We start from the raw sequence: 23,976 nt of genomic DNA on the forward strand, positions 1-23,976 counted from the left end.
CGGTCCCCGCGGGCTCAGCCGAGGGCCGGCCGCGGGGTGTCGCCGGTGCGGTCCCCGAGGACGAACGTCTCGACCGCGAGGTCGGGATCGACGTGGTTGGCGCTCAGCATCGCGACGATCTCGCGGCCGGTCACCTCGCGCACCAGCGCCTTGAAGCGCTCGGCCATCACGAGCTGGAACGCCCGGCGCTGCTCCAGCACGACGTCGCCGTGCCCCTCGCGGGCGAGCGTCTGCTCCGCCACGGTGAAGCCGCCCGTGAGCAGGACCACCGCGAGGTCGCCGACGAGGTGCGTCCGGACCGCCGTCGGCCCGCGGCCCCGGTAGCGCTTGTACAGCGAGACGATGCCGCTCGAGATCGCAGCGGCGGCGCCGACGGCCTCGCCGCCCGTGGCCTGCTCGCCGGACGCCGACTCGCCCGCGGCGGGGCCGGGCGCCGGACCGGACGGGCCCTGCGACGCGGAGGAAGCACTGCCAGGCATCGGCACACCGTAGCGGACGCCTACCGAAGCGATATCGTTTTAAGGGGTATGCACCAGACCACCATCCGCTTCGGTGACGATCTCTGGGCGCGGCTCTCGGACGCGGCCGCCGACGCCGGGACGAGCGTCGCGCAGTACGTCCGGGAGGCCGCCGTGACCCGGCTGACCGACGATCTGCCCGACAGCAGCGACCTGCCCGCGGGGGTCGCCGAGACCGACCGGTCGCGGCGCACCGCCGACCCTCGCGCCGCCCGGGCCCGGGCACGCGCGGACGCCGACAGCCGGACGCTGATGGGCAGCAGGGACGAATCGACCGCGGTCTGGGCGCAGGCGCGGATGGCGCGTCGCCGGGCCGCCGCCCTGCGGGAGGACGCGATGCGGCTCCGCGAGTCCCACGGGGAGCGGGCGTCCCTCGGCACCCCGGGGCGTGCGGCGGGCACCGGGGTTCGAACGTCCGTCGAGACCGACGCGCACCGCGACCCGGAGCGCGCGGGCGACGACCCCGGCGACTCCCGCGATCCCGCGCGGGCGTCGTAGGGTGGCGGGGTGGCCGCCCCACCCCGCCCCGTCCCGACCGCGCCGCGGGTGACCGCGGACGACGGGGACCACCGTCGCGATCTGATCGTCGTCGGCGCGTCGGCCGGCGGCGTCCAGGCGCTGCAACGGCTCGTCGGGGATCTGCCGGCGGACCTCCCCGCCGCGGTCGTCGTGGTCCTCCACCTGCCGTCGGCGGGGCACAGCGTCCTGGCCCAGATCCTCGATCGCGCCGGCCCGCTGCCGGTGACCGCGGTGACGGACGGGACCGCGGTGCGCCCCGGCGAGATCCTCGTCGCCCCGGCCGACGCGCACACCCTCGTCCGCGACGGCCACGTGGTGCTGGACCACGAGCCGCGCGAGAACGGGCACCGCCCGTCGATCGACGCGCTCTTCCGCAGCGCCGCGGAGTCCTACGGGCCACGCGTGATCGCCGTGGTGCTGACGGGGATGCTCGACGACGGTGCCGCAGGGATCGTCTCCGTCGTCCGGGCCGGCGGCGTCGGCGTGGTCCAGGACCCCGACGACGCCCGGTACGGGGCCATGCCGCGCGCCGCGATCGCCACGGGGACCGCCCTGCGCCGCGCACCGATGAGCGACATGGCGGACCTGCTGCGCGGCCTGGTGGACGAGGACGGGAACAGCGGTTCCACCGCGGCACGTCCGGACGCGTCCGCGACGCCCGGGCGGGTACGAGCCGTCGACATGAACGATGAGGGAGACGCGTGAGCACGGACGACGACGACCCCGGTCTCGAGCAGCTGCTCGCGTTCCTGCACGAACGACGGGGCTTCGACTTCTCCGGCTACAAGCGCCCGACGCTCCGCCGCCGCATCCGCAAGCGGATGGCCGACGTCGGGATCGAGGACTACGCGACCTACCAGGACGTCCTCGAGGTCGACTCCCGCGAGTACACGCAGCTCTTCAACACGATCCTCATCAACGTCACGAGCTTCTTCCGCGACCGCGAGACGTGGGACGCGCTCCGGGAGGACGTGGTCCCCGAGCTGGTCGCGGCGACCCCCGACGACCGGCCGATCCGCGTCTGGTGCGCGGGCTGCGCGTCGGGTGAGGAGGCGTACACGATCGTCATGGTCCTGGCCGAGGCGCTCGGCGAGGACGAGTTCCGCAGGCGCGTGAAGATCTACGCCACCGACATCGACGAGGAGGCCCTCGACGAGGCGCGACAGGCGCGATACCGCGACGACCAGGTGGAGGCGGTTCCCGAGGACCTGCGCGAGCGGTACTTCGAGCGCGCCGGCTCGGGCTGGGCCTTCCGCTCGGACCTGCGGCGGCACGTCATCTTCGGCCGCAACGACCTCGTCCAGGACGCGCCGATCTCACGGATCGACCTGCTGGTCTCGCGCAACGTCCTCATGTACTTCACCGCCGAGACGCAGGCGCGGATCCTCGAGCGGTTCAACTTCGCGCTGCGCCCCACCGGGCACCTGCTGCTCGGGCGGTCCGAGATGCTGATCGCGCACGCCGAGCTGTTCGCCCCGCGCGACCTGAAGCGCCGCATCTTCCGCGCCGTGCCGCGGTCCGCCGCGACCCGCGAGCGGTCGTTCCTCGTCTCCGACCTCTCGCGGTCCGGCGCCTCCGGGGCCCGGCCGGACCTGCGCGACGCGGCCGCGTCGCTCTCCCCGGTCCCCCAGGTCGTCGTCGACCGGGCGGGGTTCGTCGTCGACCTGAACGTCCGGGCGCGGGAGGACCTCGGGCTCGTCCCCGCAGACATCGGCCGGCTCTTCCAGGACCTCGACGTCTCCTACCGGCTCGGGGACATCCGCACCGCGCTGGACCGCGCGTACGAGCACGGCGCGCCCACCCAGCTGCGCGGGGGCACGGAGGACGACGACGGTCAGATCTACGACATCCGCGTCAGTCCGGTCCTCGACGGCACCGGCCGCGCGCTGGGCGCCGCCATCGCGTTCGAGGACACCACGGCGCTGGTCCGCCTGCGCGAGGACTACGACCGCTCCCGCCGCGACCTCGAGACCGCCTACGAGGAGCTGCAGTCCACGGTCGAGGAGCTCGAGACCACCAACGAGGAGCTCCAGTCGACCAACGAGGAGCTCGAGACCACCAACGAGGAGCTGCAGTCGACCAACGAGGAGCTCGAGACGATGAACGAGGAGCTCCACTCGACCAACGACGAGCTCGAGGCGATGAACGAGCAGCAGCTCGAGCACGCCCGCGAGCTCGACACCGCCAACTCGTTCCTCGAGGGGATCCTGCGCAGCCTCGGCGTGGGGATCGCCGTCGTCGACCGCGACGGTCGCGTCGAGATCTGGAACTCGTGGAGCGAGGAGCTCTGGGGCCTGCGGCCCGACGAGGTCGCCGGACGGCCGCTCGTCGCCCTGGACTTCGGCCTGCCCGTCGACCGCCTGGCCGATCAGCTCCGTCGCGCGGTCAATGCGGGAGCAGAGCCCTCCGACGTGACGCTCACCGCCGTGGACCGACGCGGCCGGTCCTTCCCCTGCCTCGTCCGCGTGCTGCCGCTCTCGACGGCGCACGACGCCCACCGCGGCGCCCTGGTGCTGATGGCGGAGGCCCGCGGCGGCGAGCTCCCCTTCACCGGCGCGCCCCGCTCGGTCTAGGCCGGAGCGGTCGAGGCCGGAGCGGTCGCGGGCCCGGCCAGGAGCGGGCGGAGCCACTCGTCGATCGCCGCGAGGGCGCGCTCGCGGACCGGGGCCGCCGAGAGCAGCAGGTCGTGCATCCCGTCCTGCACCGCCTCGACGGTGACGTCGGGGCCGAGCGACGGCGCCCAGCGGGTCATGTGCTCGACGTCGAGCACGGTGTCGGCGCTCATCGCCGAGGGGGCGAACGCCCGCAGCCCCAGCTCGCTGCGGGAGGACCGCAGGACCAGGACGGGCACCTGCAGCCCGAGGCCGCGGTGCAGGCGGCGCTGCCCGCGGCGGACCGCCCGCAGCCACCCGGCACGGACGGGGAAGCCCATCAACGGCTTCCACCGCAGGTCGAACTCCCAGTCGCCGTTGCGGCTGTTGTGGACGCTGTCGCCGTAGGTCCCGAGGCCCTCGTTGATGACCGCGGTCGGGCGCACGACGCCCAGCGTGGCGCACGCCAGGTCGACCTTGCGGCGGAAGCGGTCCGAGCCCTGCAGGTCGAACCACGGGCTGTTGAGGACGACGGCCACGACGGCGTCGGCCACCCGGCTCCCGCGCCGGTCGGCCAGCCACAGCGGCACGATCAGGCCGCCGGTGGAGTGCGCCAGGAGGACGATCCGCTCGACGCCGTCGGCCAGCATCGTCTCGACGGCCCGGTCGAGCTCCTCGTGGTGCTCGGCCAGGTCGGTGACGTACGCCGGGAGCTCGCCGTCCTGGAGCGACCGGCCGTAGCCCCGCAGGTCGATCGCGTAGAACGGGATCCCCGCGTCGGTGAAGTGCCGGGCGACGTGGTCCTGGAAGAAGTAGTCCGAGAACCCGTGGACGTAGAGGACGGCGGTGCCGGTGCCGGCGGGCGCGTCGTCGGCGGCGTCGCGGGCCGGGGCGAGGTCCAGCAGGGTCGCCCGTCGGCCCTTCGCGAGCTCGAGGCGCCTCGTCCGGAAGTCTGCGAGCGGGTCGGTCGACGCGGGCACGGCGGGGATGCTGACACGGCCCACGGCACGGCGGTCGGTGCCCCGCCGGAGCCGGGACGACCACGGCCGTCGGCGGCCGTCGGCGGCCGGGTGCCCGGGCACCCGGCCCCGCCGCCGTGCGCCTCCGACCCTCGTCGCGCTACATCCGGAACAGCGGCCGGGAGACGGGCTCGAGCGGTGCGTTGGCGCACGCGTCGAGCGCGAGGCCGAGGACGCGGCGGGTGTCGCGGGGGTCGATGACGCCGTCGTCCCACAGCCGGGCCGAGGCGTAGATCGGGTTGCCCTGCGCCTCGAACTGGTCGCGGAGCCCGTCGCCGAACGCCTGGCGCTCGTCGGGGTCCCAGGTCTCGCCGCGGGCGGCGGCCTGGTCGTCGCGGATCGTCGTCAGGACGGTCGCGGCCTGCTCGCCGCCCATCACCGAGATGCGCGCGTTGGGCCACATCCACATGAACCTGGGCGAGTACGCGCGGCCGCACATGCCGTAGTTCCCGGCACCGTACGAGCCACCGATGACGACCGTCAGGCGCGGTACGCGGGTGGTCGCGACCGCGGCGACGAGCTTGGCGCCGTCCTTGGCGATGCCGCCGGCCTCGTACTCCTTGCCGACCATGAACCCGGCGACGTTCTGCAGGAACACGAGCGGGATGCCGCGTTCGTCGCAGAGCTCGACGAAGTGCGCGCCCTTCAGGGCGCTCTCGCGGAAGAGGATCCCCTGGTTGGCGAGGATCCCGACCGGGTGGCCGTGGAGGTGCGCGAAGCCGCAGACCAGCGTCTCGCCGTAGAGCGGCTTGAACTCGTGCAGCTCGCCGCCGTCGACGATGCGCGAGATCGCCTCGCGGACGTCGTAGGGCTCCCGCGGGTCGGTCGGTACGACGTCCAGCAGCGTGTCGGGGTCGAGCACCGGATCCACCGCCGGGCGGGTCTCCCACGGCGCGACCGTCCCGGCCGGCCAGACGCCGCCCTGCGAGGTCGGGCCCGCGGGCTGCCGGCCGCGTGGAACGGTCTTCAGGATGCGCCGGACGAGCTGGAGCGCGTGCGCGTCGTCGTCGGCGAGGTGGTCGACGACCCCCGAGGTGCGGGCGTGCAGGTCGCCGCCACCGAGGTCCTCCGCCGACACCGTCTCCCCCGTGGCCGCCTTCACCAGCGGCGGGCCGCCCAGGAAGATCGTGCCCTGGTCCTTGACGATCACCGTCTCGTCGCTCATGGCCGGCACGTAGGCCCCGCCGGCGGTGCAGGAGCCCATGACCGCGGCGATCTGGGCGATGCCCGCGCGGGAGAGGTTGGCCTGGTTGAAGAAGATCCGGCCGAAGTGCTCGCGGTCGGGGAAGACCTCGTCCTGCCGGGGCAGGAACGCGCCGCCGGAGTCCACGAGGTACACGCACGGCAGGCGGTTCTCCTTCGCGACCTCCTGGGCGCGCAGGTGCTTCTTGACGCTCAGCGGGTAGTACGAGCCGCCCTTCACGGTGGCGTCGTTGGCGACGATCATGATCTCGCGGCCGTGCACCCGGCCGATCCCGGCGACCACGCCCGCGGCGGGCAGGTCGTGGTCGTAGACCTCCTCGGCGGCCAGCGGCGCGAGCTCGAGGAACGGCGAGAACGGGTCGATCAGCCGGTCGATCCGGTCGCGGGCCAGCAGCTTGCCGCGCGACGTGTGACGGTCGCGGGCGCGCTGCCCGCCCCCGCCGGCGATCCGCGTCAGGCGCGTCTGGAGATCGTCGATCAGCGCGAGATGCCGCTCGCGGTTGGTCGGGGCCTCCCCCGTGGCGTCGTCCGTCGACCCGGCGTCCGTCGTCTGCGTGCTCATGCGCCCGTCCTCGCGTCGCTGCCGAGCGGGACGCCCGCGTCCCGGCTCATGCCTGCTCCTCCACCGCGGCCAGCGTCTGGCCGCGCGCGACGTGGTCGCCGACCGCGACGTCCAGCGCGGTCACCGTCCCGTCGTGCGGCGCCGCGACGTCCAGCTCCATCTTCATCGACTCCATCACCACCAGCGACTGCCCCTCGGTCACCGCGTCGCCGACCGCGGCGCGGACCGCCAGGACGACCCCGGGCAACGGGGCGACCAGCCCGCCGGCGACCGCACCGGGACCGCCGGCGACCTCGGGCACGTCGCGCCAGGACCAGGTGCCGCCCTCGTCGTGCAGCCAGGTCCACGGGCCGTCGGTGGCCGTCCGGGCCCCCGGGTCCGCGGACGTCGCGGCCTCCGCGTCCCCGACCGTGACCTCGAGCCCGTCCGGCCCGACGCGGACCAGCACGTCGACCCGCTCGTCGTCGGGGTCCTGCAGCTCCAGACGCACGCGGCCGGCGGCGCCGATCCTCCACGCGTCGGGTGTCGCGAACGCGCCGGGTCCGGCGTGCTCGGCGGCACGGCGATGGCGGTCGGCCGCCAGGGCGGCGAGCGCCCGGTCGCGCGCCGCGACGGGCGGGGCCGCGAGCGCCGCACCCGCCTCGGGCTCCACGAGGAGCTCCTCCAGCAGCGTCGTCGTCGACGCGTCGGCGACGACCTCGTCGCGGGCCAGCAGGCGGCGCAGGAAGCCCGCGTTGGTCTCGACGCCCAGGAGCACGAGGCCCGCCAGCGCCCGGTCCAGGCGCGCCAGTGCCTGCTCCCGGTCGCGTCCGAACGCGATGACCTTCATCAGCATCGGGTCGAACGAGGTCGTCACGACCGTGCCCCGCTCCACACCCGAGTCCACGCGGACGCCCGGGCCGGTCGGCTCCACGTAGTCCAGGACGGGGCCGACGGCCGGCAGGAAGCGCGGACCGTCGGGGCCCTGCGCGATGCGCTCCGCGGTGATGCGCGCCTCGATCGCGTGCCCGACGGCGGCGGGCGGTCCGGCGGGCCCCGCGCCCGTCGGCGCACCCGACGTCGCGGACGTCGTGCCCGGGGCGCCGGCTGCGGCTCCCCGCCGCGCGGCGGGGTCGTCCTCTCCCAGCCCCAGCGGCTCGCCGTCGGCGATGCGCAGCTGCAGCGCGACGAGGTCCAGGCCGTGGACGAGCTCCGTGACGGGGTGCTCGACCTGGAGCCGGGCGTTCATCTCGAGGAAGAAGAAGGGCCGCGTGCCGTCGTCGTTCGTCGTCCCGGAGACGTCGAGGAGGAACTCGACGGTGCCGAGGTTCCGGTAGCCCGCCGCGACGGCGAGCTGGACGGCGGCGTCGTGCAACGCGGTCCGCTCGGCGTCGGTGAGGCAGGCGGTGGGCGCCTCCTCGAGGACCTTCTGGTGCCGGCGCTGGAGCGAGCACTCGCGCTCGCCGATCGCCCAGGCCCCGCCGTGCTCGTCGACGGCGACCTGCACCTCGACGTGGCGGGCCGGCTGCACGAGCCGCTCCACCAGCAGCTCGCCGCGACCGAACGCCGCCTGCGCCTCGCGCCGCGCCGCGTCGACGGCCCCGGGGATCGCGGCGCGGTCGTCGACGCGCCGCATGCCCTTGCCGCCACCGCCGGCGGTGGCCTTCAGCAGCAGCGGCAGCCCGACCTCGTCCGCGAACGCGACGACGGCGGCCTCGTCGACGTCGCTGCCCTCGAGACCCGGGACGACGGGGACGCCGGCGGCGTCGGCCGTCTCCTTCGAGCGGATCTTGTCGCCCAGGAGGTCGATCGCGGCCGGCGGCGGGCCGATCCACGTGACGCCCGCGTCGGTGAACGCCTGCGCGGCGTCGGCCCGTTCGGCGAGGAACCCGTAGCCGGGGTGGACGGCGTCGCAGCCGTGGTCGACCGCGACCCCGACGAGCCGCTCGACGTCGAGGTACGGCGAGCGCTCGGCGTTCGCCGGCAGCGCGACCGCACGGTCGCAGGCGCGGGCGTGGGGCGCACCGGCGTCCTCCGGCGAGCACACGGCCACCGACTCGATCCCCCGGGCCGTCAGGGTCCGGGCGATGCGCACGGCGATCTCGCCGCGGTTGGCGATCAGGACGCGGTCAGGCATGCGGGCTCCACTGGACGGGACCGGCGACGAGGGTGTGCGACCCCAGCGGCCGGCCGATGATCTCCTGCGCCCGCCGGCTCGCGGAGATCACCGCGGGCAGGTCGATCCCGGTCGCGTAGCCCATCTCGTGCAGCATCGAGACGAGGTCCTCGGTGGCGATGTTGCCCGTCGCCCCGGCGGGGACGGGGCACCCGCCGAGCTCGCCGAAGCTCGACTCGAACGAGCGGCAGCCGGCGTCGAGCGCGGCCAGGACGTTGGCCAGTCCCTGCCCGCGCGTGTTGTGGAAGTGGGCGGTCAGCTCGACGTCGGGGCCGAGCGCGTCGGCGAGCACCGGGAAGAACCGTGCGACCTGGCGGGGGTTCGCCATCCCGGTCGTGTCGCCGAAGCCGATCTCCTCCGCCCCCGCGTCCCGGAGGGCCGTGGCGATCTCGGCGACGCGCGCCACAGGGACCTCCCCTTCGTAGGGGCAGCCGAACGACGTGGCGATGACCGCGACGCGGCGCAGACCGGCGTCGCCCGCCCGCTCCAGGACACGGCGCAGGCCGGCCAGCGACTCGTCGATCGAGCGGTTGACGTTCTTGCGGTTGTGCGTCTCGGACGCCGAGAGGAAGACCGAGACCTCGTCGAACCGATCGCGCCGGAGCAGCGCCCCGTCGAGCCCGCGCTCGTTGGGGATCAGCACCGACCGCGAGACGCCGGGGACCGGCTCGAGCCGGTCCAGCAGGTCGGCGCCGTCGGCCAGCTGCGGGATCACGTCCGGGCGGACGAACGAGGTCAGCTCGATCCGCTCCACGCCGGAGCGCATCAGCGCCCCGACGAGCGTCAGCTTGTCGTCCGTCGAGAGCAGCTCCGGCTCGTTCTGGAAACCGTCCCGGGGGCCGACCTCGCGGATCCGGATCCGCTCGGCCGTGGCGCCTCCGGCGTGGGCGTCGGCGTCGGTGGTGCTCATGACGCCGGCCTACGCCAGGACGGCGCGGGAGATGACCAGCTGCTGGACCTCGTCGGTGCCCTCGCCGATCGTCAGGATCTTGGCGTCGCGGTAGAAGCGGCACACGGGGTACTCCTCCATGTAGCCGTACCCGCCGTGGATCTGGACGGCCTCCTCCGACGCCCGGACCGCCAGCCTCCCGGTCTTCAGCTTGGCCTGCGCGGCGGTCAGGGAGAAGTCGCGGCCGGCGTCCTTCAGCGCCGCGGCGCGGTAGGTCAGGAGGCGCGCGGCCTCGATCTCGGTGGCCATGTCCGCGATCTTGGCCTGGATCTGCCCGAACCGGGCGATCGGCCCGCCGAACGCGTTGCGCGACTTCGCGTAGGCCGCGGCCTCGTCCAGGGCGCCCTGGGCGAGGCCCAGGCCCATCGCGGCCACGCCGATGCGGCCGCCGTCGAGGATCTTCATGAACTGCTTGAACCCCTGGCCCCGGGGCCCGAGGAGGTGCTCCTCGGGCACCTCGACGCCCGAGAAGCTCAGCGGCCGCGTGTCCGAGGCGTTCCAGCCCATCTTGCGGTACGGCTCGCCGATCTCGTAGCCGGGCGTGCCGTTGGGGACGATGAGGTTGGAGATCTCCGGCCGCGTGCGGCCCTTCGCGTCGGTGGTCTCGCCGGTGATCGCGGTGATCGCGACGTGCCCGGTGATGTCGGTGCCGGCGTTGGTGATGAACTGCTTGGCGCCGTCGATCGTCCAGGTCCCCCCGTCGAGCGTCGCGCGGGTCTTGAGGTTGCCGGCGTCGGAGCCCGCCTCGGGCTCCGTCAGGCCGAACGCCCCGAGCTTCGCCCCGGAGCACAGGTCGGGCAGGTACGCGGCCTTCTGCGCGTCGTTGCCGAAGAGCCAGATCGGCTGCGTGCCCAGGGACGTGTGCGCGCACATCGTGATCGCCACGGACGAGTCGACGCGGGCCAGCTCCTCCACCGCGACGGCGTACTGCAGCGTGGTGCCCCCGGCGCCGCCGACCTCCTCCGGGAACGGGATGCCCATCCACCCGAGCTCGCCCATCTTCGCGGCGAGCTCGTACGGGAACGCCTTGGTCCGGTCGAGCTCCTCGGCGACCGGGGCGACCTCCTGGACCGCGAATTCGCGGACGACCTTCTGCAGCTCTCGGACGTCGTCGGGCAGATCCAGATCCATGGTGGACTTATACCGACTGAACGGTCTAAGGTGCAAACCGTCGGATCCGCCCCCGGATCCGGCAAGCTCCACGACCGATGGCCGACCCGCCCAAGAGCCCCACGCTGCGGGCCCGGTACGACGACCGCCAGCGCGAGGTCCTCGACGCGTGCGCCCGCGCGTTCGCCGAACGCGGGTACGCCGGCACGTCGATCGACGACCTGATCGAGGCCACCGGCCTGGCGCGCGGCGGGCTCTACCACTACATCGGGTCGAAGTCCGAGGCCCTGACCCGGATCCTCGACGACCTCATGGGACCGCTGCTCGAGCGCGCGGCGGCCGTCGTCACCGGGCCGGAGGCGCCCGCGTCCGCCGCCGACCGCCTGCGGGCCCTGACCCGCGTCTGGATGCGCCAGGTCGAGTCCCACCGCGACCACGTGCTGCTCTTCGAGAAGGAGCGGGCCGTCCTGCGCGAGGGCCCGTCCTGGGACGCGGTGCGCCACGACCGCGAGACCTTCGAGAGCCTGCTGCGCCGCGTCCTCGACGACGGCGTCGAGACGGGAGAGTTCGCCCTCGACGACCCGTCGCTCGTGGCCCTCGCCCTCCTGGGCATGGTCAACCACGCCGCGCTGTGGTTCGTCCCCGGCGGCCGCCTCGACGCCGACCAGGTCGCCGACGGCTTCGTCGACCTCGTGCTCGCCGGCGTGCGCCCCGCGACCGAGGCCCCCGGGCCGGGGCGCACCCGGTCCGCCGGGCGGGCGGGGCGGGTCACGCCGTAGATCATCCGGCCAGGACGCGTGTACCGCGCATCCGATCCGCGATCCGGCCCGTTTTCCCAGCAGCTGACCGATGACCATCAGGCGCACCCGCGCCGGTCATGGACGGCCCGAACGACGGGGCCGAGGATCCGCCGTCACGGATCCTGGCCCCGTCGACCTCTTCTCAGGCCGCGGTCCCGCCCCGCCCCCGCGGGGCGAGGTCCGCGCTGGTGTCGAGCGCCACGAAGTCGCGCTCGTCGCGCACCCGGTGCCAGCGCACGTGCGCGGTCAGGTCCGGGTTCATGGCGTCGAGGGTCGACGAGAGGACGTCGGCGCTCTCGTCGAGGTGTGCGTCGGTGGCGCCCGCGAGCACGACGAGCAGGCGCGCGCTGCCCCAGCGGCCGAGGATCGCCGGAGCCGGGAACAGCTCGCGCAGGATCATCGCGACCTGCGCGACGTCGGCATCGGGGACGAGCTCGGCGGACGACCCGGGCTCGGCGAGCTCGACGCGGATCGCGCCCACGGTGCGCCGCTCGAAGACGAGCTGGCGCATCTGGTGCTCCAGGCTGGCGCGGTTGCGCAGGCCCGTCGCCGCGTCGTGCGTGGCGTGGTGCTCGAGCGCCCGCTCGGCCAGGCGTTGCGGAGTGATGTCGGTGTGCGTGACGATCGCGCCGATGCCCGGGAGCTCCATCTTCACCGCGAGCAGGCGGAACCACCGCAGCTCGTCGGGGGCGTGGCAGTCGTAGTCGTACTGGAAGCGGGACGCACGACCCTCGAGGACGCCGCGCAGGCCGTCGCTGATCGGGTCCGTGGCGCTGGGTTCGTCGCACGGGGTGGCGCTGTGGGCGACGTAGTCGACGCCGATCCAGTCCGTCGCGTCGCCGCCGTTGTCGAGCGAGAAGCGCTGCCAGGCCACGTTGACGTGGACCACGCGGCCGCGCGGGTCGAGGACGACGACGTGGTCGGAGACGACGTCGAGGGCCGCGACGACCGCCGCCAGCAGCGCAGGCCGCGGCTCGCCGGCGCTCATGCCGAGAGCGCGGCGTCGTCGTCGGTGCTCGACGTGGTGGTGGCGGTGGGGTTCTCGAGGTGGTCGGCCATCTGGAGCAGCGATCGATTGAGGATCCGGGAGATCTGCATCTGGGACACCCCGTGCTCCGCCCCGATCTCGCGCTGCAGGCGCTCGTCGAAGTACCGGAGCTGCACGACCTCGCGGTCGCGGGGGCCGAGGATCGACAGTGCGTCGTCGACCTCGTCCATGTCCTCGATCTGCTTGTACCCGCCCTCGACGACCCCGAGACGGTCGCCGAGCGTCGAGCCTTCGTCGTCGGCCGTGCGGAAGTCCAGCGAGTTGGCGTTGTAGGCGTGCCGCGTGAGGTCGGCGTCCCGCACCTGGGCTACCGTGACGTCGAGGATCTCGGCCAGCTCCTCGCGGCCGGCGTCGGGGTGCTCGACCCGGGCACGCGACACCTTAGCGTGCAGCTCCTGCGCCGAACGGGGCACCTTCAGGTCCCACGTGTGGTCGCGGAAGTGCCGCTTGATCTCGCCGCTGATCGTGGGACGGGCGTACGCGCCGAAGCTCGCGCCGGGCTGCGGGTCGAACCGCTCGATCGCCTTCAGCAGCGCGAGGAGCCCGACCTGCAGGAGGTCGTCCAGCGGCTCGTTGCTGCGGGAGTACTGCTGGGCGATGTGGCGCACCATGGGACGGAAGCGCACCACGAGCTTGTCCAGTCGGCGCGGGTCCCGCGTCGTGCGGTACAGCCGGATGAGCGCGAGGTCCATCGCATCGCGTTCACGGTAGGAGCTGTCTGCGGGGCGGCCTTCGGCCATGTGACGCCAATCGGGACCCGCGGAGGGTCCTAGGAGAATTGGCCGTCATCAGATCGCGACCGTCATCGCATCCGTCCAACGGGACCTTCTTCGCGGACAACGCCACGCTGCGACCTGGATCGCATCCGACGCCTACCGAGTACGGAGGACACTAGCGGAAGGGCCCCCCCGGGGGGCTGCGGTGCTTGAGCGTGCAACTTTCGGCCGGTCCGGCCGCATCGGGAACGACCACGATCGCCGAGGATCGTGCGGCCGGCCGGGGGCGTTCTACACTCCGTCCGGACACCGCAGCCGGACGGATCCCGCGAGCTGTCCGGACACTCCCGCGAAGGATCAGCCCCGTGCCGTCGGTCACCCGCAAGACGCAGAGCAACCGATCACGGCGCCGTGACGCGCTGCGCAGGGAGCTCCTGGTCGCGATCGAGGAGCTGGTGTCCGACGGCGAGAGCTTCACGGAGATCAGCGTCGAGCGCCTCGTCTCGAAGACCGGCATCTCGCGCTCCACGTTCTACGTCTACTTCGAGGACAAGGGCGAGCTGCTGCGCGCCTGGTTCCAGGACATCCGGTCGCAGGTCGACGACGCGGTCGGGGGCTGGTGGGCCCTCGACGGCGACGCCTCGCGTGACGACCTTCGCCGTGCCCTGTCCACCGTGGTCACCGCCTACCGGCCGCACATCCCGCTGATGGCCGCCGCGGCGGACGCCGCCGCCTACGACCCTGCCGTGCGGGAGGAGTTCGAGGAGCTGGTCCAGCGCAACACCGCCGGACTGCGGCGCCACATCCAGGACGGCCAGAAGGCCGGCGCGGTCGCCCCGAACCTGCTGCCGGCCGAGACCGCCGCGTGGCTGACGTGGATGGCGGAGCGGGGCTTCCACCAGCTGGTCCGCGACGCGTCCGACGAGGACCTCGAGAGGCTGGTCGAGTCCTACACCGACATCATCTGGAGCACGCTCTACGCCCCCGCCACCGCGCGGTCGTAGACCTCGTCCCACGGACCGCCGGGCGCACCCGGCCTCCGACCCGACGCCCACGGAGCCGCATCCCGCCGTGCGGCCGCACCAACCACCGCAGTCGCCGGTCGTGCACTGCCGATCCCCAGAGCGCCATCACCATGCCCGACACCGACACCGACACCACCGACCACCGGGTCGCCGTCACGTTCGACGACGGCCGGGCCACGATCACCCTGGTCCGGCCGGCGGCGCGCAACGCGATCGACCTGCTCTTCACCCACCAGCTCCTGGCCGCGGTGGACGCCTGCGCGGCACGGACGGACCTGCGGGTCGTCGTGATCGTCGCCGAGGGGGACCACTTCAGCGTCGGCGGTGACCTGCGCCACATGGCCGGGCTCTCCCACGAGCTGGCCGACGAGCTGGGGCGGATGATCACCCCGTTCCACCGGGCGCTCGCCATGCTCGCGGACCTCGAGGTGCCCGTGGTGGCAGGGATCCAGGGGGCGTTCGCGGGCGGGGCGATGGGGATCGCGCTCGTGGCGGACGTCGTCGTCGCCGCCGACGACCTGCGGGTCGCCGCCGGCTTCCCGGCGCTCGGTCTCAGCGGCGACGGCGGCACGACCTGGCACCTGCCCCACCTCGTCGGGCTCCGACGGGCGCAGGAGCTGATGCTCGAGAACCGCGTCCTCGACGCGACCGAGGCCCTGGAGTGGGGGCTCGTGACGCGGACCGTCCCCCGGGCCGAGCTGACCGCCGAGGTCGAGCGCACGGCGGCCCGCCTGGCCGCCGGACCCACCCGCTCCCTGGCGCGGACCGCGCGCCTGCTGCGCACGAGCGCCACCACGACGATCGGCGACCGCCTCGTCGAAGAGCGCGAGTCGATGCGGGAGCTCGGTGGCACCGCCGACGCCCGCGAGGGCGTCGAGGCGTTCTTCGAGAAGCGGGCCGCGCGGTTCGGGAACCGCTGAGCGGGGCGCGCCCCTGCGGTCCTCGCGGGCCGTCGCTGCGGCCCGCGAGAGCCCGGGCGACCGTCGTCAGGACCCGGGAGCGCCCGCCACGGCCCGGTCCGCGGCCGCGTCCTGCGCGACGGCGTCGCCGGACACCACCTCGACCCGCACCGGCACCGCGTTGAACGCCGCGGTCCCCGTGAGCCGGTCGACCACCCCCGGATCGGTGATGTCGTTGACGCTGACCCCCGGCTTCGTCGCCGCGTGCTTCCAGCCGACGCCCGGCCGGCCGTGACCGAAGCCGTGCGGGATCGAGACGACCCCGGGCAGGATCTCGTCGGACACGTCGACCGGGAGCTCGATCGAGCCGATGCGCGAGGTGACGCGCACGGCGTCCCCGTCCTGCAGCCCGCGGGCGGCCGCGTCGTCGGGGTGCACCAGGGCGGTGCACCGGTCGCGGCCCTTCATCAGCCGCCTGCTGTTGTGCAGCCACGAGTTGTTGGACCGCACCGAGCGTCGGCCGATCAGCGTCATGTCGAAGCCCGCGGCCGCGGCGTCCTCCTTCTCCGACGCGACCTCGTCCAGGCGCCCGGCCTCCCGGAGCAGCGGAGCGGGCGCCAGGTGGAGGCGGCGGTCCGGGGTCGTGAGCACGCCGGGCAGGCGGGGCTCCAGCGGGCCGAGGTCGATGCCGTGCGGCTGCCGGCGGATCCGTCCGAGCGTCAGGCCCTTCCGGGGCCCGCGGCGGAGGACGCCGTGCGGCCCCGTCAGGACGGCGAGCTGCGCGAGCGTCGACGGGCCGGCCAGGCCGACCTTCGAGAGCAGCGCGACCGCCAGGCCGATCGGTCGCCCGACCCGGCCCCGCCCGATGCCGCGGGCGAGGTCGTTCATGACCTCCCAGTCCTCGCGGCCGCCGGGACGCGGCGGGACGGCCTTCGGGTTGAACCGCACGTGGTTGCGGTTGGAGAACGCGGCGATGACGAGGTCGAGGTCGTCGCGCTCGAGCGGGGAGACGGCGGGGAGGATGACGTTCGCGTGGCGCGTGGTCTCGGTGACGAACGAGTCGATCGCGACCATGAACTCGAGGTCCTCGAGCGCCGTGTCGAGCCGGCGCCCGCCGGGGGCGGAGAGGACGGGGTTGCCCGCGTAGATCACGAGCCCGCGGACCTGGTCGCGGCCCGGCGTCAGGATCTCGTCCGGGAGGCCGGCCACCGGGAACTCGCCGAGGGCGTCCGGGTACCCCGAGACGCGCTGCCGGCGCGTCCGGTGCAGCTTCGCGCCGATCCCGAGCCGGTTCAGGATCCGGAACAGCGGCGTGGCGTCCACGACCGAGTTCGTGAACATCGCCCCGCCCTCGCGGTCGAGGTTGCCCGTGACGGCGTTCAGCACGGTGATCAGCCAGTGCGTGACCGACCCGGTGGTCTGGTGGCACACGCCGACGCGGCCGTACGCCGCCGCCCGGTCCGCGGCGGCGAACTCGCGGGCCGTCCGCGCGATCGTCCCCGCGTCGATCCCCGTGAGCTCGGCGACGCGCTCCGGCGGCCACGCCGACGCGAGCACGCGGAGCTCCTCGAGCCCGTCCGCGAAGGCGGCGACCCGTCCGAGGTCCTCGAGCCCCTCGGCGAAGACGACGTGGAGCATGCCGAGCAGGAGGAACGGGTCGCCGCCGGGCCGCACCTGCAGGTGCTCGGCCGCGAGCTTCGTCGTCTCCGTGCGACGGGGATCGACGACGACCACCTTGCCTCCGCGTCCGGTGATCGCGCGCAGCCGGTCCCGCATGCCCGGGGCCGAGAGCACGGAGCCGTTCGACACCGCGGGGTTCGCGCCCAGGACGAGCATGTGGGTCGTCCGGTCGATGTCCGGGATCGGCAGCGCGACCGGGTTGCCGAGCATCTCCGTCGCGACGACGTGCTGCGGGAGCTGATCGGCCGAGGACACGGAGTAGTTGTTGCGCGACGCCATGGCGAGGCGCAGCACGACGAACGACAGCAGCGACCACGTGTGCGCGCCGGGGTTGCCCAGGTAGTTGGCGACCGCGTGGTCGCCGTGGCGCCGGGCGACGTCCCGGATCCCCTTCGAGGCGTACGCGATCGCCTCGTCCCACCCGATCTGCTCCCACCCGTCGGCGGTCCGCCGCACGGGCGCGCGCAGCCGGTCGGGGTCCTCGTAGAGGTCCGCGAGCGCTGCGGCCTTGGGGCAGATGTAGCCCTGGGAGCGGTGGTCGTCGGGGTCGCCGGTGATGCGGACGACGTCCCGGCCGTCGACCTCCACCCGGATGCCGCAGTGCGCCTCGCACAGCGTGCACTGGCGGTTGACGGTGGTGGTCACGACGTCGGCGCCCACGACCGGAGGTCGGCGTCGGGAGCACGTCGGGGAACGGTCATGCCGCCATTGTGCCCGCTGATCGCCCCCGTCAGGGACCGATGTCGTCCGCCCCGGCCCGGCCCGGCCGGTCCGGTCCGGCCCGACCCGCGGACGCGACCGACCCGTCGCTCGGTGCAGGAGCGCCCGACGCGTCGCCCCGACAGCGCGCTGTGCCCGCCTCAGCCGATCGCCCACACCAGCAGGAAGAGGCCCACGGCGACGCTCACGGCGCACCACGCCGTCACGCCCGCGACGGATCGCGCCCGGTCACCAGGAGGACGGGTGCGGTTGATCTGCACGATCTGGTCCCGCGTGCGGCGGACGTTGAGGGCTCCCGCGACGCCGATGCCGATCAGCACCACGCCCAGGATCGAGCCGAGGATCTCCATGTGCCGGTCCTACGCCCGCGGCCCGCGGGGGGATGCGGGGAGGGACTGATGCGTCGGTCGGCGGGTCACGTGGCGGTCGTCCTCGGTCGCGTCCGCCCGGCGGGTGGACTGTCCGTTGGACCGCCGCCGACCCCGAAAGTTCCGTGACCCGTCGGCACTCCGGGGCGACGGGGCCCCGGCCGACCGCGACGACGACACCCGGGAATGCGTCGCCGCGCCCCGGGTAGCCGCGGCCGGACGGTCCCCGACCCCTGGAGCACCCAGATGACCCTCCCCCGCACCCGCACCCGCCGAGGCGTCCGATGAGCACGCAGCCGGGCGACCCCAGCCCGCACCAGCCCGCACCGCCCCGGAAGGACGGCACGACCGACGACCCGCCGCCCGGCTTCTTCCGGCAGACCGCGGCGCTCTTCGCCAACCGCAACGCGAAGATCCTCCTGGCGATCATCGCGGTGCTCCTGATCGTGCTCGGGATCGTCATGGTCGGCTCCGTGGAGAGCAGCTCGAAGGGCCCCGGCCCCGGCGGCGTCGTCGACGTCCCGTCGCTCGTCGCACCGCTCCTCTCCCTCCACTGAGCCGGCGCGGGCCGCGGCCGGGGCGGCCGCCCCGGCCCCGCGGTGCGGTGCGACGGGATCGATGGCGACGAATATCGGCGGATCGAGGGGGTATCGACCGCGGGCCATGCCGCAGGACACCGACTCCACGCTCTCGGCCCGCGACCTCGACCGCGTCATCGCCGCGCGGCAGCGCCTGCGGAGCTACGCCCCCTACAGCCCGACCGCGCCGCCCCGTCCCGCGCGACGCACGTCCCGCGTCCGCCCGCTCGTGCGGCATCCGTCCGACGAGCGTCCCGACGACGACTGACCCGGGGCGGCGGCACCGCCCGCCGGTCCTCCCCCGCGCCCCTCGCGCGTGGTAGACCCTCGGTCGCCGGCCCCGCGCTCCGTCGCGGCGACGGTCCCCGCCGTCCGAGACCCGAGAGCAGGCCGCCGATGCGCGCCGTCGTCTGTCAGAACACCGAGCTGTCGGTGCAGGACCTCCCCGAGCCGACCCCCGCCCGCGGTCAGGTCCGCCTCGAGGTCGTCCGCTGCGGCGTCTGCGGCTCCGACCTCCATGCCCGCCACGGCTTCGACGACTGGGCCGACATGGCGGAGGGCGTGGGCTACGAGCGCTTCGGCCGCGTCGCCCAGCCCGTCGTCCTGGGCCACGAGTTCTGCGGGCGCGTGGCGGAGTACGGGCCGGGCACGAAGCGCACGGTCCCCGAGGACACGCCGGTCGTCGCGCTGCCGATGCTGCGCAACCGCGACGCCGACGCGATCGACCTGACCGGTCTCTCCCGGCACGCGCCGGGGGCGTACGCGGAGCAGGTGCTCGTCGAGGCGTCGCTCATGCTGCCGGTGCCCAACGGCCTGGACCCCGAGATCGCGGCGCTGACCGAGCCGATGGCCGTCGCCCACCACGCGGTCCTGCGCGGCGAGGTCGGGAAGCGCCAGACCGCCGTCGTCGTCGGCTGCGGGCCCGTGGGCCTGGGTGTGATCCTGATGCTCAAGGCCCAGGGCGTCCGGACCGTCGTGGCGAGCGACCCCTCCGCCGGCCGCCGGGCCCTCGCGACCCGCTGCGGCGCCGACGTCGTCGTCGACCCGACGGACGCCTCGCCCTGGGAGGCGGGCGCCGAGAAGCACCTGCGATCCATCCCGGCCACGCTCGAGCTCGCCGTCGGGACGATCGAGAGGATGTCCCGCCTGCCCGTCGGTTGGTGGCACCTCTGGCGGGCCGCGGACCGGGCCGGCCTCGCGACCCCGCCCGCCCCCGTCGTCTTCGAGTGCGTCGGGGTGCCGGGGATCCTGCAGGACCTGATGGCCGGCGCCCCGATGTACTCGCGGATCGTCGTCGTCGGCGTCTGCGTCGGCGAGGACCGCATCACGCCCGCGATGGGGATCAACAAGGAGATCGACCTGCGGTTCGTCTTCGGCTACACGCCGCTGGAGTTCCGCGACACGCTGCACCAGCTCGCCGACGGGACGGTCGACCCGCGCCCGCTGATCACCGGGACGGTCGGCCTCGAGGGGGTCGGGACGGCCTTCGCCGCCCTGGGCGACGACCCGACCCACGCCAAGGTGCTGGTCGACCCGCGCGCCGTCGGGTCCGCCGTCCTGGACAGCTAGCGTCGGCGGCGTGCCCGACGCCGCGCCGCTCGCCTGCTTCGACCTCGACGGGACCCTCGTGGACTCCCGCGGCCCGTTCGCCGCGGCGCTGCGCGGGGCGCTCGCCGAGCACGGGCTGCCCGATCGCCGGCCCGAGGAGCTGCACCGGTTCCTCGGACCGCCGTTCGAGCACACCGCCGCGACCCTCCTGACCGACGCCGGGCGTCCCGCCGACCCCGCCGCGGTCGAGGCGCTCCTGACGAGCTACCGCGCCCGCTACGCCCGCGACGGGATCCCGGCCACCACGGCCGTCGCCGGGATCCCCGAGGCGCTGGACGCGCTGCGCGCCGACGGCTGGCGGCTCGTCGTGGTCACCTCCAAGATCCGGACGTTCGCGACCGAGATCGTCACGCGGATCGGTCTGGCCGACCGCTTCGACGGGATCCACGGGCCGCGTCCGGACGAGCGCGACGTGGCGAAGGCCACGACCCTCGCCGCGGTCCTCCGGGCCGCCGGCGACCCGCCCGCCGTGATGATCGGCGACCGCCACCACGACCTCGACGCGGCCGCGACCGTGGGCGTCCCGGGGGTCGGGGTCACCTGGGCGGGCGACCACGGGCCTGAGCTCCGCGACGCCGGTGCGGTGGCCGTGCTCGACGACCCTGCCGCGCTGCCGGACGCGCTGGCGCGTGCGATCCGGGGCTGACCGACCCGAACAAATGGACCGCGGTCCGTTTCGGTGCTAGAGTGACCTCATGGATCGCATCGGCTTCCTCTCCTTCGGCCACTGGGGGCGCAGCCCCGGCTCGATGACGACGACGGCCGGCGAGTCGCTGAAGCAGTCCGTCGAGCTCGCCGTCGCCGCCGAGGAGCTCGGCATCGACGGGGCGTACGTGCGCGTGCACCACTTCGCGCGGCAGATCGCCTCGCCGTTCCCGCTGCTGGCCGCGATGGCCGCGCGCACCAGTCGCATCGAGCTGGGCACCGGCATCATCGACATGCGGTACGAGAACCCGCTGTACATGGCGGAGGCCGCCGCGACGACGGACCTGCTCGCCGACCAGCGCCTGCAGCTCGGCATCAGCCGCGGCTCCCCGGAGCCCGCGCTCGACGGCGCCGCGCGGTTCGGCCACGTCCCCGCCGAGGGCCGCACGGACGCCGACATGGCCCGCGACCACACCGCGCGGTTCCGGGCGGCGATCGGCGGCGCCGGCGTGGCCGAGTCGACCCCGGGACGGACCGGCACCGGCATGCGCCTGGCGATCGAGCCGCAGGCGCCGGGGCTCGCGGACCGGATCTGGTGGGGCTCCGGGTCGCGGGACACCGCCGTCTGGACGGCGCGGCAGGGCATGAACCTGATGAGCTCGACGCTGCTGCTCGAGGACACCGGCGTGCCGTTCGACCAGCTGCAGCTCGAGCAGATCCTGCTGTTCCGCGAGGCGTGGGGCGAGGCCGGCTGGGAGCGCACGCCGCGGGTCTCGGTCAGCCGCAGCGTCCTGCCGATCACGACGGACGAGGACCGCCGGTACTTCGGCCGCGGCGGAGGCGGCGACCAGGTCGGGGTCCTCGACGGATCGCTCTCGCGCTTCGGCAAGACCTACGCCGGCGAGCCCGACGTCATCGCCGAGGAGCTCCGGCGCGACGTCGCGGTGCGGGCCGCCGACACCCTGCTGCTGACGGTCCCCAACCAGCTGGGCGTCGAGTACAACGCCCGCCTGCTCGAGACGATCGCCCGCGACGTCGCCCCCGCCCTGGGCTGGTCGCCGAACTTCGCGACGTAGGGCCCGGCCCGCCGCCGCGGTCGGGCGGGCGACCACCCACTCCCGACGGGGTCGTCGGGAGTGGGCGCGGCCTCAGTCGCGTCCGCCGGCCCGCAGCGCCAGGAGGAACAGCGGCACCTGCAGCGGCAGCCGCGCGATCAGCGTGCGCTGCCCGCCGGGGAGCTTGGGGAACCGCTCGGGGTGCATCGCCATCTCGACGTTGGCGGGGAAGACGCCGACGATCGTCGCGGCCGCCAGGAGGCGCCCGAAGCGCCGGGTGCGCGGGTGCATCGTCGCCGCGCCGGCCACGAGCTCGACGGCGCCGCTGAGGAGGATCAGCTCGCGGTGCGCGGGCAGGTAGGCCGGCATCGCCGGGGTGAAGACCTTCGGTGCGGCGAGGTGCAGGACGCCCATGCCGGCCATGAACGGCCCGAACGCGCGGCGGGGAGAGAGCATGGCGCGCACCGTATCCCGATCGGCCGGCGGGACGGGCGTCAGCCCCCGTCCTCCCCGTCGGTGAGGAACCGCATCTCGATCGACGCGACGCGCCCGTCGGCGAGGTCCTCGGCGGAGTCGGCCACCTGCTGCCAGAACGCGGCGAACATGCGCTCGTAGGCCTGACCGAGCCGGAGGGTCACGAGCTGGTGCTCCTGCCCGGGCCGGCCGTCGTACTCCGCCTCGAACTCCAGGAACCGCTGCAGGCGCTCCTCGCGGACCTCGCGCTGGCGCTCCCCGAGCGCCCGGACGTCGCCGGGGGTCGCCAGGGCCCCGAAGTGCAGCTTCAGGAGGCCCGTGTCCCGCAGCTCGGGGGCGTCGGTGGAGGGATCGGCCAACCAGGCCGCGAGCGCCTCGCGTCCCGCGTCGGTGATCTCGAAGAACCGGCGTCGGCGCCCGCCATCCTCGCTGCGGGACCGCAGCAGGCCGAGGTCCTCCAGCCGCTGCGGCTCGGCGTAGAGCTGCGCGTGGGGGATCTGCCAGAAGTAGCCGATCGACTCCGCGACGTAGCGCTTGAGGTCGTAGGAGGTGGTCGGGCCACGCCGCGCGGTGACGCCGAGGGCGATGTACGACGCCACGACGAGACGGGCATTTGACACGTCTCCGACGCTAGCACTACGATCTGCACCGTACAAGTTGGACGGTTACCCCACGGCACGCGCTGCGAAGGACGAGATGACGCAACTGAAGACCAGGTTCACCGAGACGTTCGGGATCGAGCACCCGATCGTGCAGGGCGGCATGCAGTGGGTCGGCCGCGCCCCGCTCGTCGCCGCCGTCGCCAACGCCGGGGCCCTCGGGATGCTCACGGCGCTGACGCAGCCGACGCCGGAGGAGCTGACGAAGGAGATCGCCCGCACTCGCGAGCTCACCGACAAGCCGTTCGGCGTCAACCTCACGATCCTCCCGGCGATCACCCCGCCCCCGTACGCGGAGTACCGCCAGGCGATCATCGAGGCCGGCATCAAGATCGTCGAGACCGCGGGCTCCAACCCCAAGGAGCACCTCGAGGACTTCCAGCCGCACGGCATCAAGGTCATCCACAAGGCCACCTCGGTCCGCCATGCGGTCAAGGCCGAGCAGCTCGGCGTCGACGCGGTCTCCGTCGACGGCTTCGAGTGCGCCGGTCACCCCGGTGAGGACGACGTCCCCAACCTCGTCCTGCTGCCCGCCGCCGCGGACCAGCTGACCATCCCGATGATCGCCTCCGGCGGCATCGGCGACGCCCGCGGCCTCGTCGCCGCGCTGGCCCTCGGTGCCGACGCCGTGAACATGGGCTCGCGGTTCCTCGCGACGGTCGAGTCGCCGATCCACGACAACGTCAAGCAGCAGATCGTCCAGAACACCGAGCGCGACACCGAGCTCATGTTCCGGCCGCTCAGGAACACCGCCCGCGTCGCCTCCAACGCCGTCTCGCGCGAGGTCGTCGAGATCCTGAACAAGGGCGGCGAGTTCAAGGACGTCCAGTCGCTCGTCGCCGGCTCGCGCGGCCGCGAGGTCTACGAGCAGGGCGACCCCGAGCGCGGCGTCTGGTCCGTCGGCCTGGTCCAGGGCATCATCAACGACGTCCCGACCTGCCACGAGCTCGTCGAGCGGATGGTCGCCGAGGCCGACGAGCTGATCCGCGGCCGCCTCACCGGGCTGCTGGGCCAGGGCGCCGCCGTCTGAGCCCCGGGCGGCGCGTCGCCGGGCCCAGGGCCCGCGCCGCCCCGC

24 protein-coding genes are annotated in these 23,976 nt (G+C 74.2%); 12 read left to right on the top strand and 12 right to left on the bottom strand.

Annotated features, from left to right (window positions below):
• Window positions 1-14: 14 nt before the first annotated feature.
• Window positions 15-479 (bottom strand): Na-translocating system protein MpsC family protein, encoded by a 465-nt coding sequence (locus tag Q7T67_RS13175; RefSeq protein ID WP_304790191.1) that lies wholly within the window; start codon window positions 477-479, stop codon window positions 15-17.
• 48 nt (window positions 480-527) lie between these two features.
• On the opposite strand from Q7T67_RS13175, the gene Q7T67_RS13180 reads away from it, so the two are divergent.
• The 3 genes from Q7T67_RS13180 to Q7T67_RS13190 are packed head-to-tail and all read left to right on the top strand — an operon-like array spanning window position 528 to window position 3,610.
• Window positions 528-1,016: a hypothetical protein gene (locus Q7T67_RS13180; protein WP_304790196.1), complete on the top strand. Its 489-nt coding sequence runs from the start codon at window positions 528-530 to the stop codon at window positions 1,014-1,016.
• A gap of 9 nt (window positions 1,017-1,025) precedes the next feature.
• Window positions 1,026-1,742, top strand: a complete 717-nt coding sequence (locus tag Q7T67_RS13185) for a chemotaxis protein CheB (protein ID WP_304790199.1) — start codon at window positions 1,026-1,028, stop codon at window positions 1,740-1,742.
• Window positions 1,739-3,610: a CheR family methyltransferase gene (locus Q7T67_RS13190; protein ID WP_304790202.1), complete on the top strand. Its 1,872-nt coding sequence runs from the start codon at window positions 1,739-1,741 to the stop codon at window positions 3,608-3,610. Before Q7T67_RS13185 ends, Q7T67_RS13190 begins: the two co-directional genes overlap by 4 nt.
• On the opposite strand, the gene Q7T67_RS13195 is transcribed toward Q7T67_RS13190, so the two are convergent.
• The 5 genes from Q7T67_RS13195 to Q7T67_RS13215 all read right to left on the bottom strand — a co-directional run bounded on the left by Q7T67_RS13195 (window position 3,607) and on the right by Q7T67_RS13215 (window position 10,647).
• Window positions 3,607-4,608 carry an alpha/beta hydrolase gene (locus tag Q7T67_RS13195; protein WP_304790205.1) on the bottom strand — a complete coding sequence of 334 codons (1,002 nt, stop codon included), beginning with the start codon at window positions 4,606-4,608 and terminating at the stop codon, window positions 3,607-3,609. The genes Q7T67_RS13190 and Q7T67_RS13195 overlap by 4 nt on opposite strands.
• 139 nt (window positions 4,609-4,747) lie before the next feature.
• Window positions 4,748-6,412 (bottom strand): carboxyl transferase domain-containing protein, encoded by a 1,665-nt coding sequence (locus tag Q7T67_RS13200; protein WP_304790208.1) that lies wholly within the window; start codon window positions 6,410-6,412, stop codon window positions 4,748-4,750.
• Between the two features lie 46 nt (window positions 6,413-6,458).
• Window positions 6,459-8,528 (bottom strand): biotin carboxylase N-terminal domain-containing protein, encoded by a 2,070-nt coding sequence (locus Q7T67_RS13205; RefSeq protein ID WP_304790211.1) that lies wholly within the window; start codon window positions 8,526-8,528, stop codon window positions 6,459-6,461.
• Complete coding sequence (locus tag Q7T67_RS13210; RefSeq protein ID WP_304790214.1) at window positions 8,521-9,477, bottom strand: hydroxymethylglutaryl-CoA lyase; 957 nt, start codon at window positions 9,475-9,477, stop codon at window positions 8,521-8,523. The genes Q7T67_RS13205 and Q7T67_RS13210 overlap by 8 nt, the downstream gene beginning before the upstream one ends.
• Before the next feature lie 9 nt (window positions 9,478-9,486).
• Window positions 9,487-10,647 (bottom strand): acyl-CoA dehydrogenase family protein, encoded by a 1,161-nt coding sequence (locus tag Q7T67_RS13215; protein WP_304790218.1) that lies wholly within the window; start codon window positions 10,645-10,647, stop codon window positions 9,487-9,489.
• Between the two features lie 77 nt (window positions 10,648-10,724).
• Between Q7T67_RS13215 and Q7T67_RS13220 the strand changes: the two genes are divergently transcribed.
• Entirely contained in the window at window positions 10,725-11,405 is a 681-nt protein-coding gene (locus tag Q7T67_RS13220) for a TetR/AcrR family transcriptional regulator (RefSeq protein WP_304790221.1), read from the top strand.
• 163 nt (window positions 11,406-11,568) lie between these two features.
• Here Q7T67_RS13220 and Q7T67_RS13225 read toward each other — a convergent pair whose 3' ends face one another.
• Window positions 11,569-12,414, bottom strand: coding sequence for a PAS domain-containing protein (locus tag Q7T67_RS13225; RefSeq protein ID WP_304790224.1), 846 nt, complete (start codon window positions 12,412-12,414; stop codon window positions 11,569-11,571).
• Window positions 12,411-13,166, bottom strand: a complete 756-nt coding sequence (locus Q7T67_RS13230; RefSeq protein WP_304790227.1) for a sigma-70 family RNA polymerase sigma factor — start codon at window positions 13,164-13,166, stop codon at window positions 12,411-12,413. The genes Q7T67_RS13225 and Q7T67_RS13230 overlap by 4 nt, the downstream gene beginning before the upstream one ends.
• Window positions 13,167-13,555: 389 nt before the next feature.
• Between Q7T67_RS13230 and Q7T67_RS13235 the strand changes: the two genes are divergently transcribed.
• Together Q7T67_RS13235 and Q7T67_RS13240 are read left to right on the top strand one after the other, a co-directional pair.
• Window positions 13,556-14,194: a TetR/AcrR family transcriptional regulator gene (locus tag Q7T67_RS13235; RefSeq protein ID WP_304790230.1), complete on the top strand. Its 639-nt coding sequence runs from the start codon at window positions 13,556-13,558 to the stop codon at window positions 14,192-14,194.
• Between the two features lie 131 nt (window positions 14,195-14,325).
• Window positions 14,326-15,135 (top strand): enoyl-CoA hydratase/isomerase family protein, encoded by an 810-nt coding sequence (locus Q7T67_RS13240; protein ID WP_304790233.1) that lies wholly within the window; start codon window positions 14,326-14,328, stop codon window positions 15,133-15,135.
• A gap of 66 nt (window positions 15,136-15,201) precedes the next feature.
• On the opposite strand, the gene Q7T67_RS13245 is transcribed toward Q7T67_RS13240, so the two are convergent.
• Window positions 15,202-17,439, bottom strand: a complete 2,238-nt coding sequence (locus Q7T67_RS13245) for a molybdopterin oxidoreductase family protein (protein WP_304790236.1) — start codon at window positions 17,437-17,439, stop codon at window positions 15,202-15,204.
• A 215-nt stretch (window positions 17,440-17,654) separates the two neighbouring features.
• The gene (locus Q7T67_RS13250; protein ID WP_304790239.1) at window positions 17,655-17,864 is read right to left on the bottom strand and encodes a hypothetical protein; all 210 of its coding nucleotides are present in this window, start codon (window positions 17,862-17,864) and stop codon (window positions 17,655-17,657) included.
• A 302-nt stretch (window positions 17,865-18,166) separates the two neighbouring features.
• Between Q7T67_RS13250 and Q7T67_RS13255 the strand changes: the two genes are divergently transcribed.
• From Q7T67_RS13255 to Q7T67_RS13275, 5 genes are all read left to right on the top strand, one after another.
• Window positions 18,167-18,439, top strand: coding sequence for a hypothetical protein (locus tag Q7T67_RS13255; protein ID WP_304790242.1), 273 nt, complete (start codon window positions 18,167-18,169; stop codon window positions 18,437-18,439).
• A 106-nt stretch (window positions 18,440-18,545) separates the two neighbouring features.
• Window positions 18,546-18,728, top strand: coding sequence for a hypothetical protein (locus Q7T67_RS13260; RefSeq protein WP_304790245.1), 183 nt, complete (start codon window positions 18,546-18,548; stop codon window positions 18,726-18,728).
• 128 nt (window positions 18,729-18,856) lie between these two features.
• The gene (locus Q7T67_RS13265; RefSeq protein WP_304790248.1) at window positions 18,857-20,029 is read left to right on the top strand and encodes a zinc-binding dehydrogenase; all 1,173 of its coding nucleotides are present in this window, start codon (window positions 18,857-18,859) and stop codon (window positions 20,027-20,029) included.
• Window positions 20,030-20,039: 10 nt separating this feature from the next.
• On the top strand, window positions 20,040-20,714 hold the full coding sequence (locus Q7T67_RS13270) for an HAD family hydrolase (RefSeq protein ID WP_304790251.1): 675 nt from the start codon (window positions 20,040-20,042) through the stop codon (window positions 20,712-20,714).
• A gap of 49 nt (window positions 20,715-20,763) precedes the next feature.
• On the top strand, window positions 20,764-21,789 hold the full coding sequence (locus Q7T67_RS13275; protein WP_304790253.1) for an LLM class flavin-dependent oxidoreductase: 1,026 nt from the start codon (window positions 20,764-20,766) through the stop codon (window positions 21,787-21,789).
• A gap of 72 nt (window positions 21,790-21,861) precedes the next feature.
• Here Q7T67_RS13275 and Q7T67_RS13280 read toward each other — a convergent pair whose 3' ends face one another.
• A complete protein-coding gene (locus tag Q7T67_RS13280; protein WP_304790256.1) occupies window positions 21,862-22,224 on the bottom strand; it encodes a hypothetical protein in 363 nt (120 codons plus the stop codon).
• Between the two features lie 38 nt (window positions 22,225-22,262).
• Window positions 22,263-22,862, bottom strand: a complete 600-nt coding sequence (locus tag Q7T67_RS13285; RefSeq protein ID WP_304790259.1) for a PadR family transcriptional regulator — start codon at window positions 22,860-22,862, stop codon at window positions 22,263-22,265.
• 76 nt (window positions 22,863-22,938) lie between these two features.
• On the opposite strand from Q7T67_RS13285, the gene Q7T67_RS13290 reads away from it, so the two are divergent.
• On the top strand, window positions 22,939-23,931 hold the full coding sequence (locus Q7T67_RS13290) for a nitronate monooxygenase family protein (protein ID WP_304790262.1): 993 nt from the start codon (window positions 22,939-22,941) through the stop codon (window positions 23,929-23,931).
• The last annotated feature ends 45 nt before the right edge of the window (window positions 23,932-23,976 follow it).

Source organism: Patulibacter sp., assembly GCF_030655195.1.
Taxonomy (GTDB): Bacteria; Actinomycetota; Thermoleophilia; order Solirubrobacterales; family Solirubrobacteraceae; genus Patulibacter.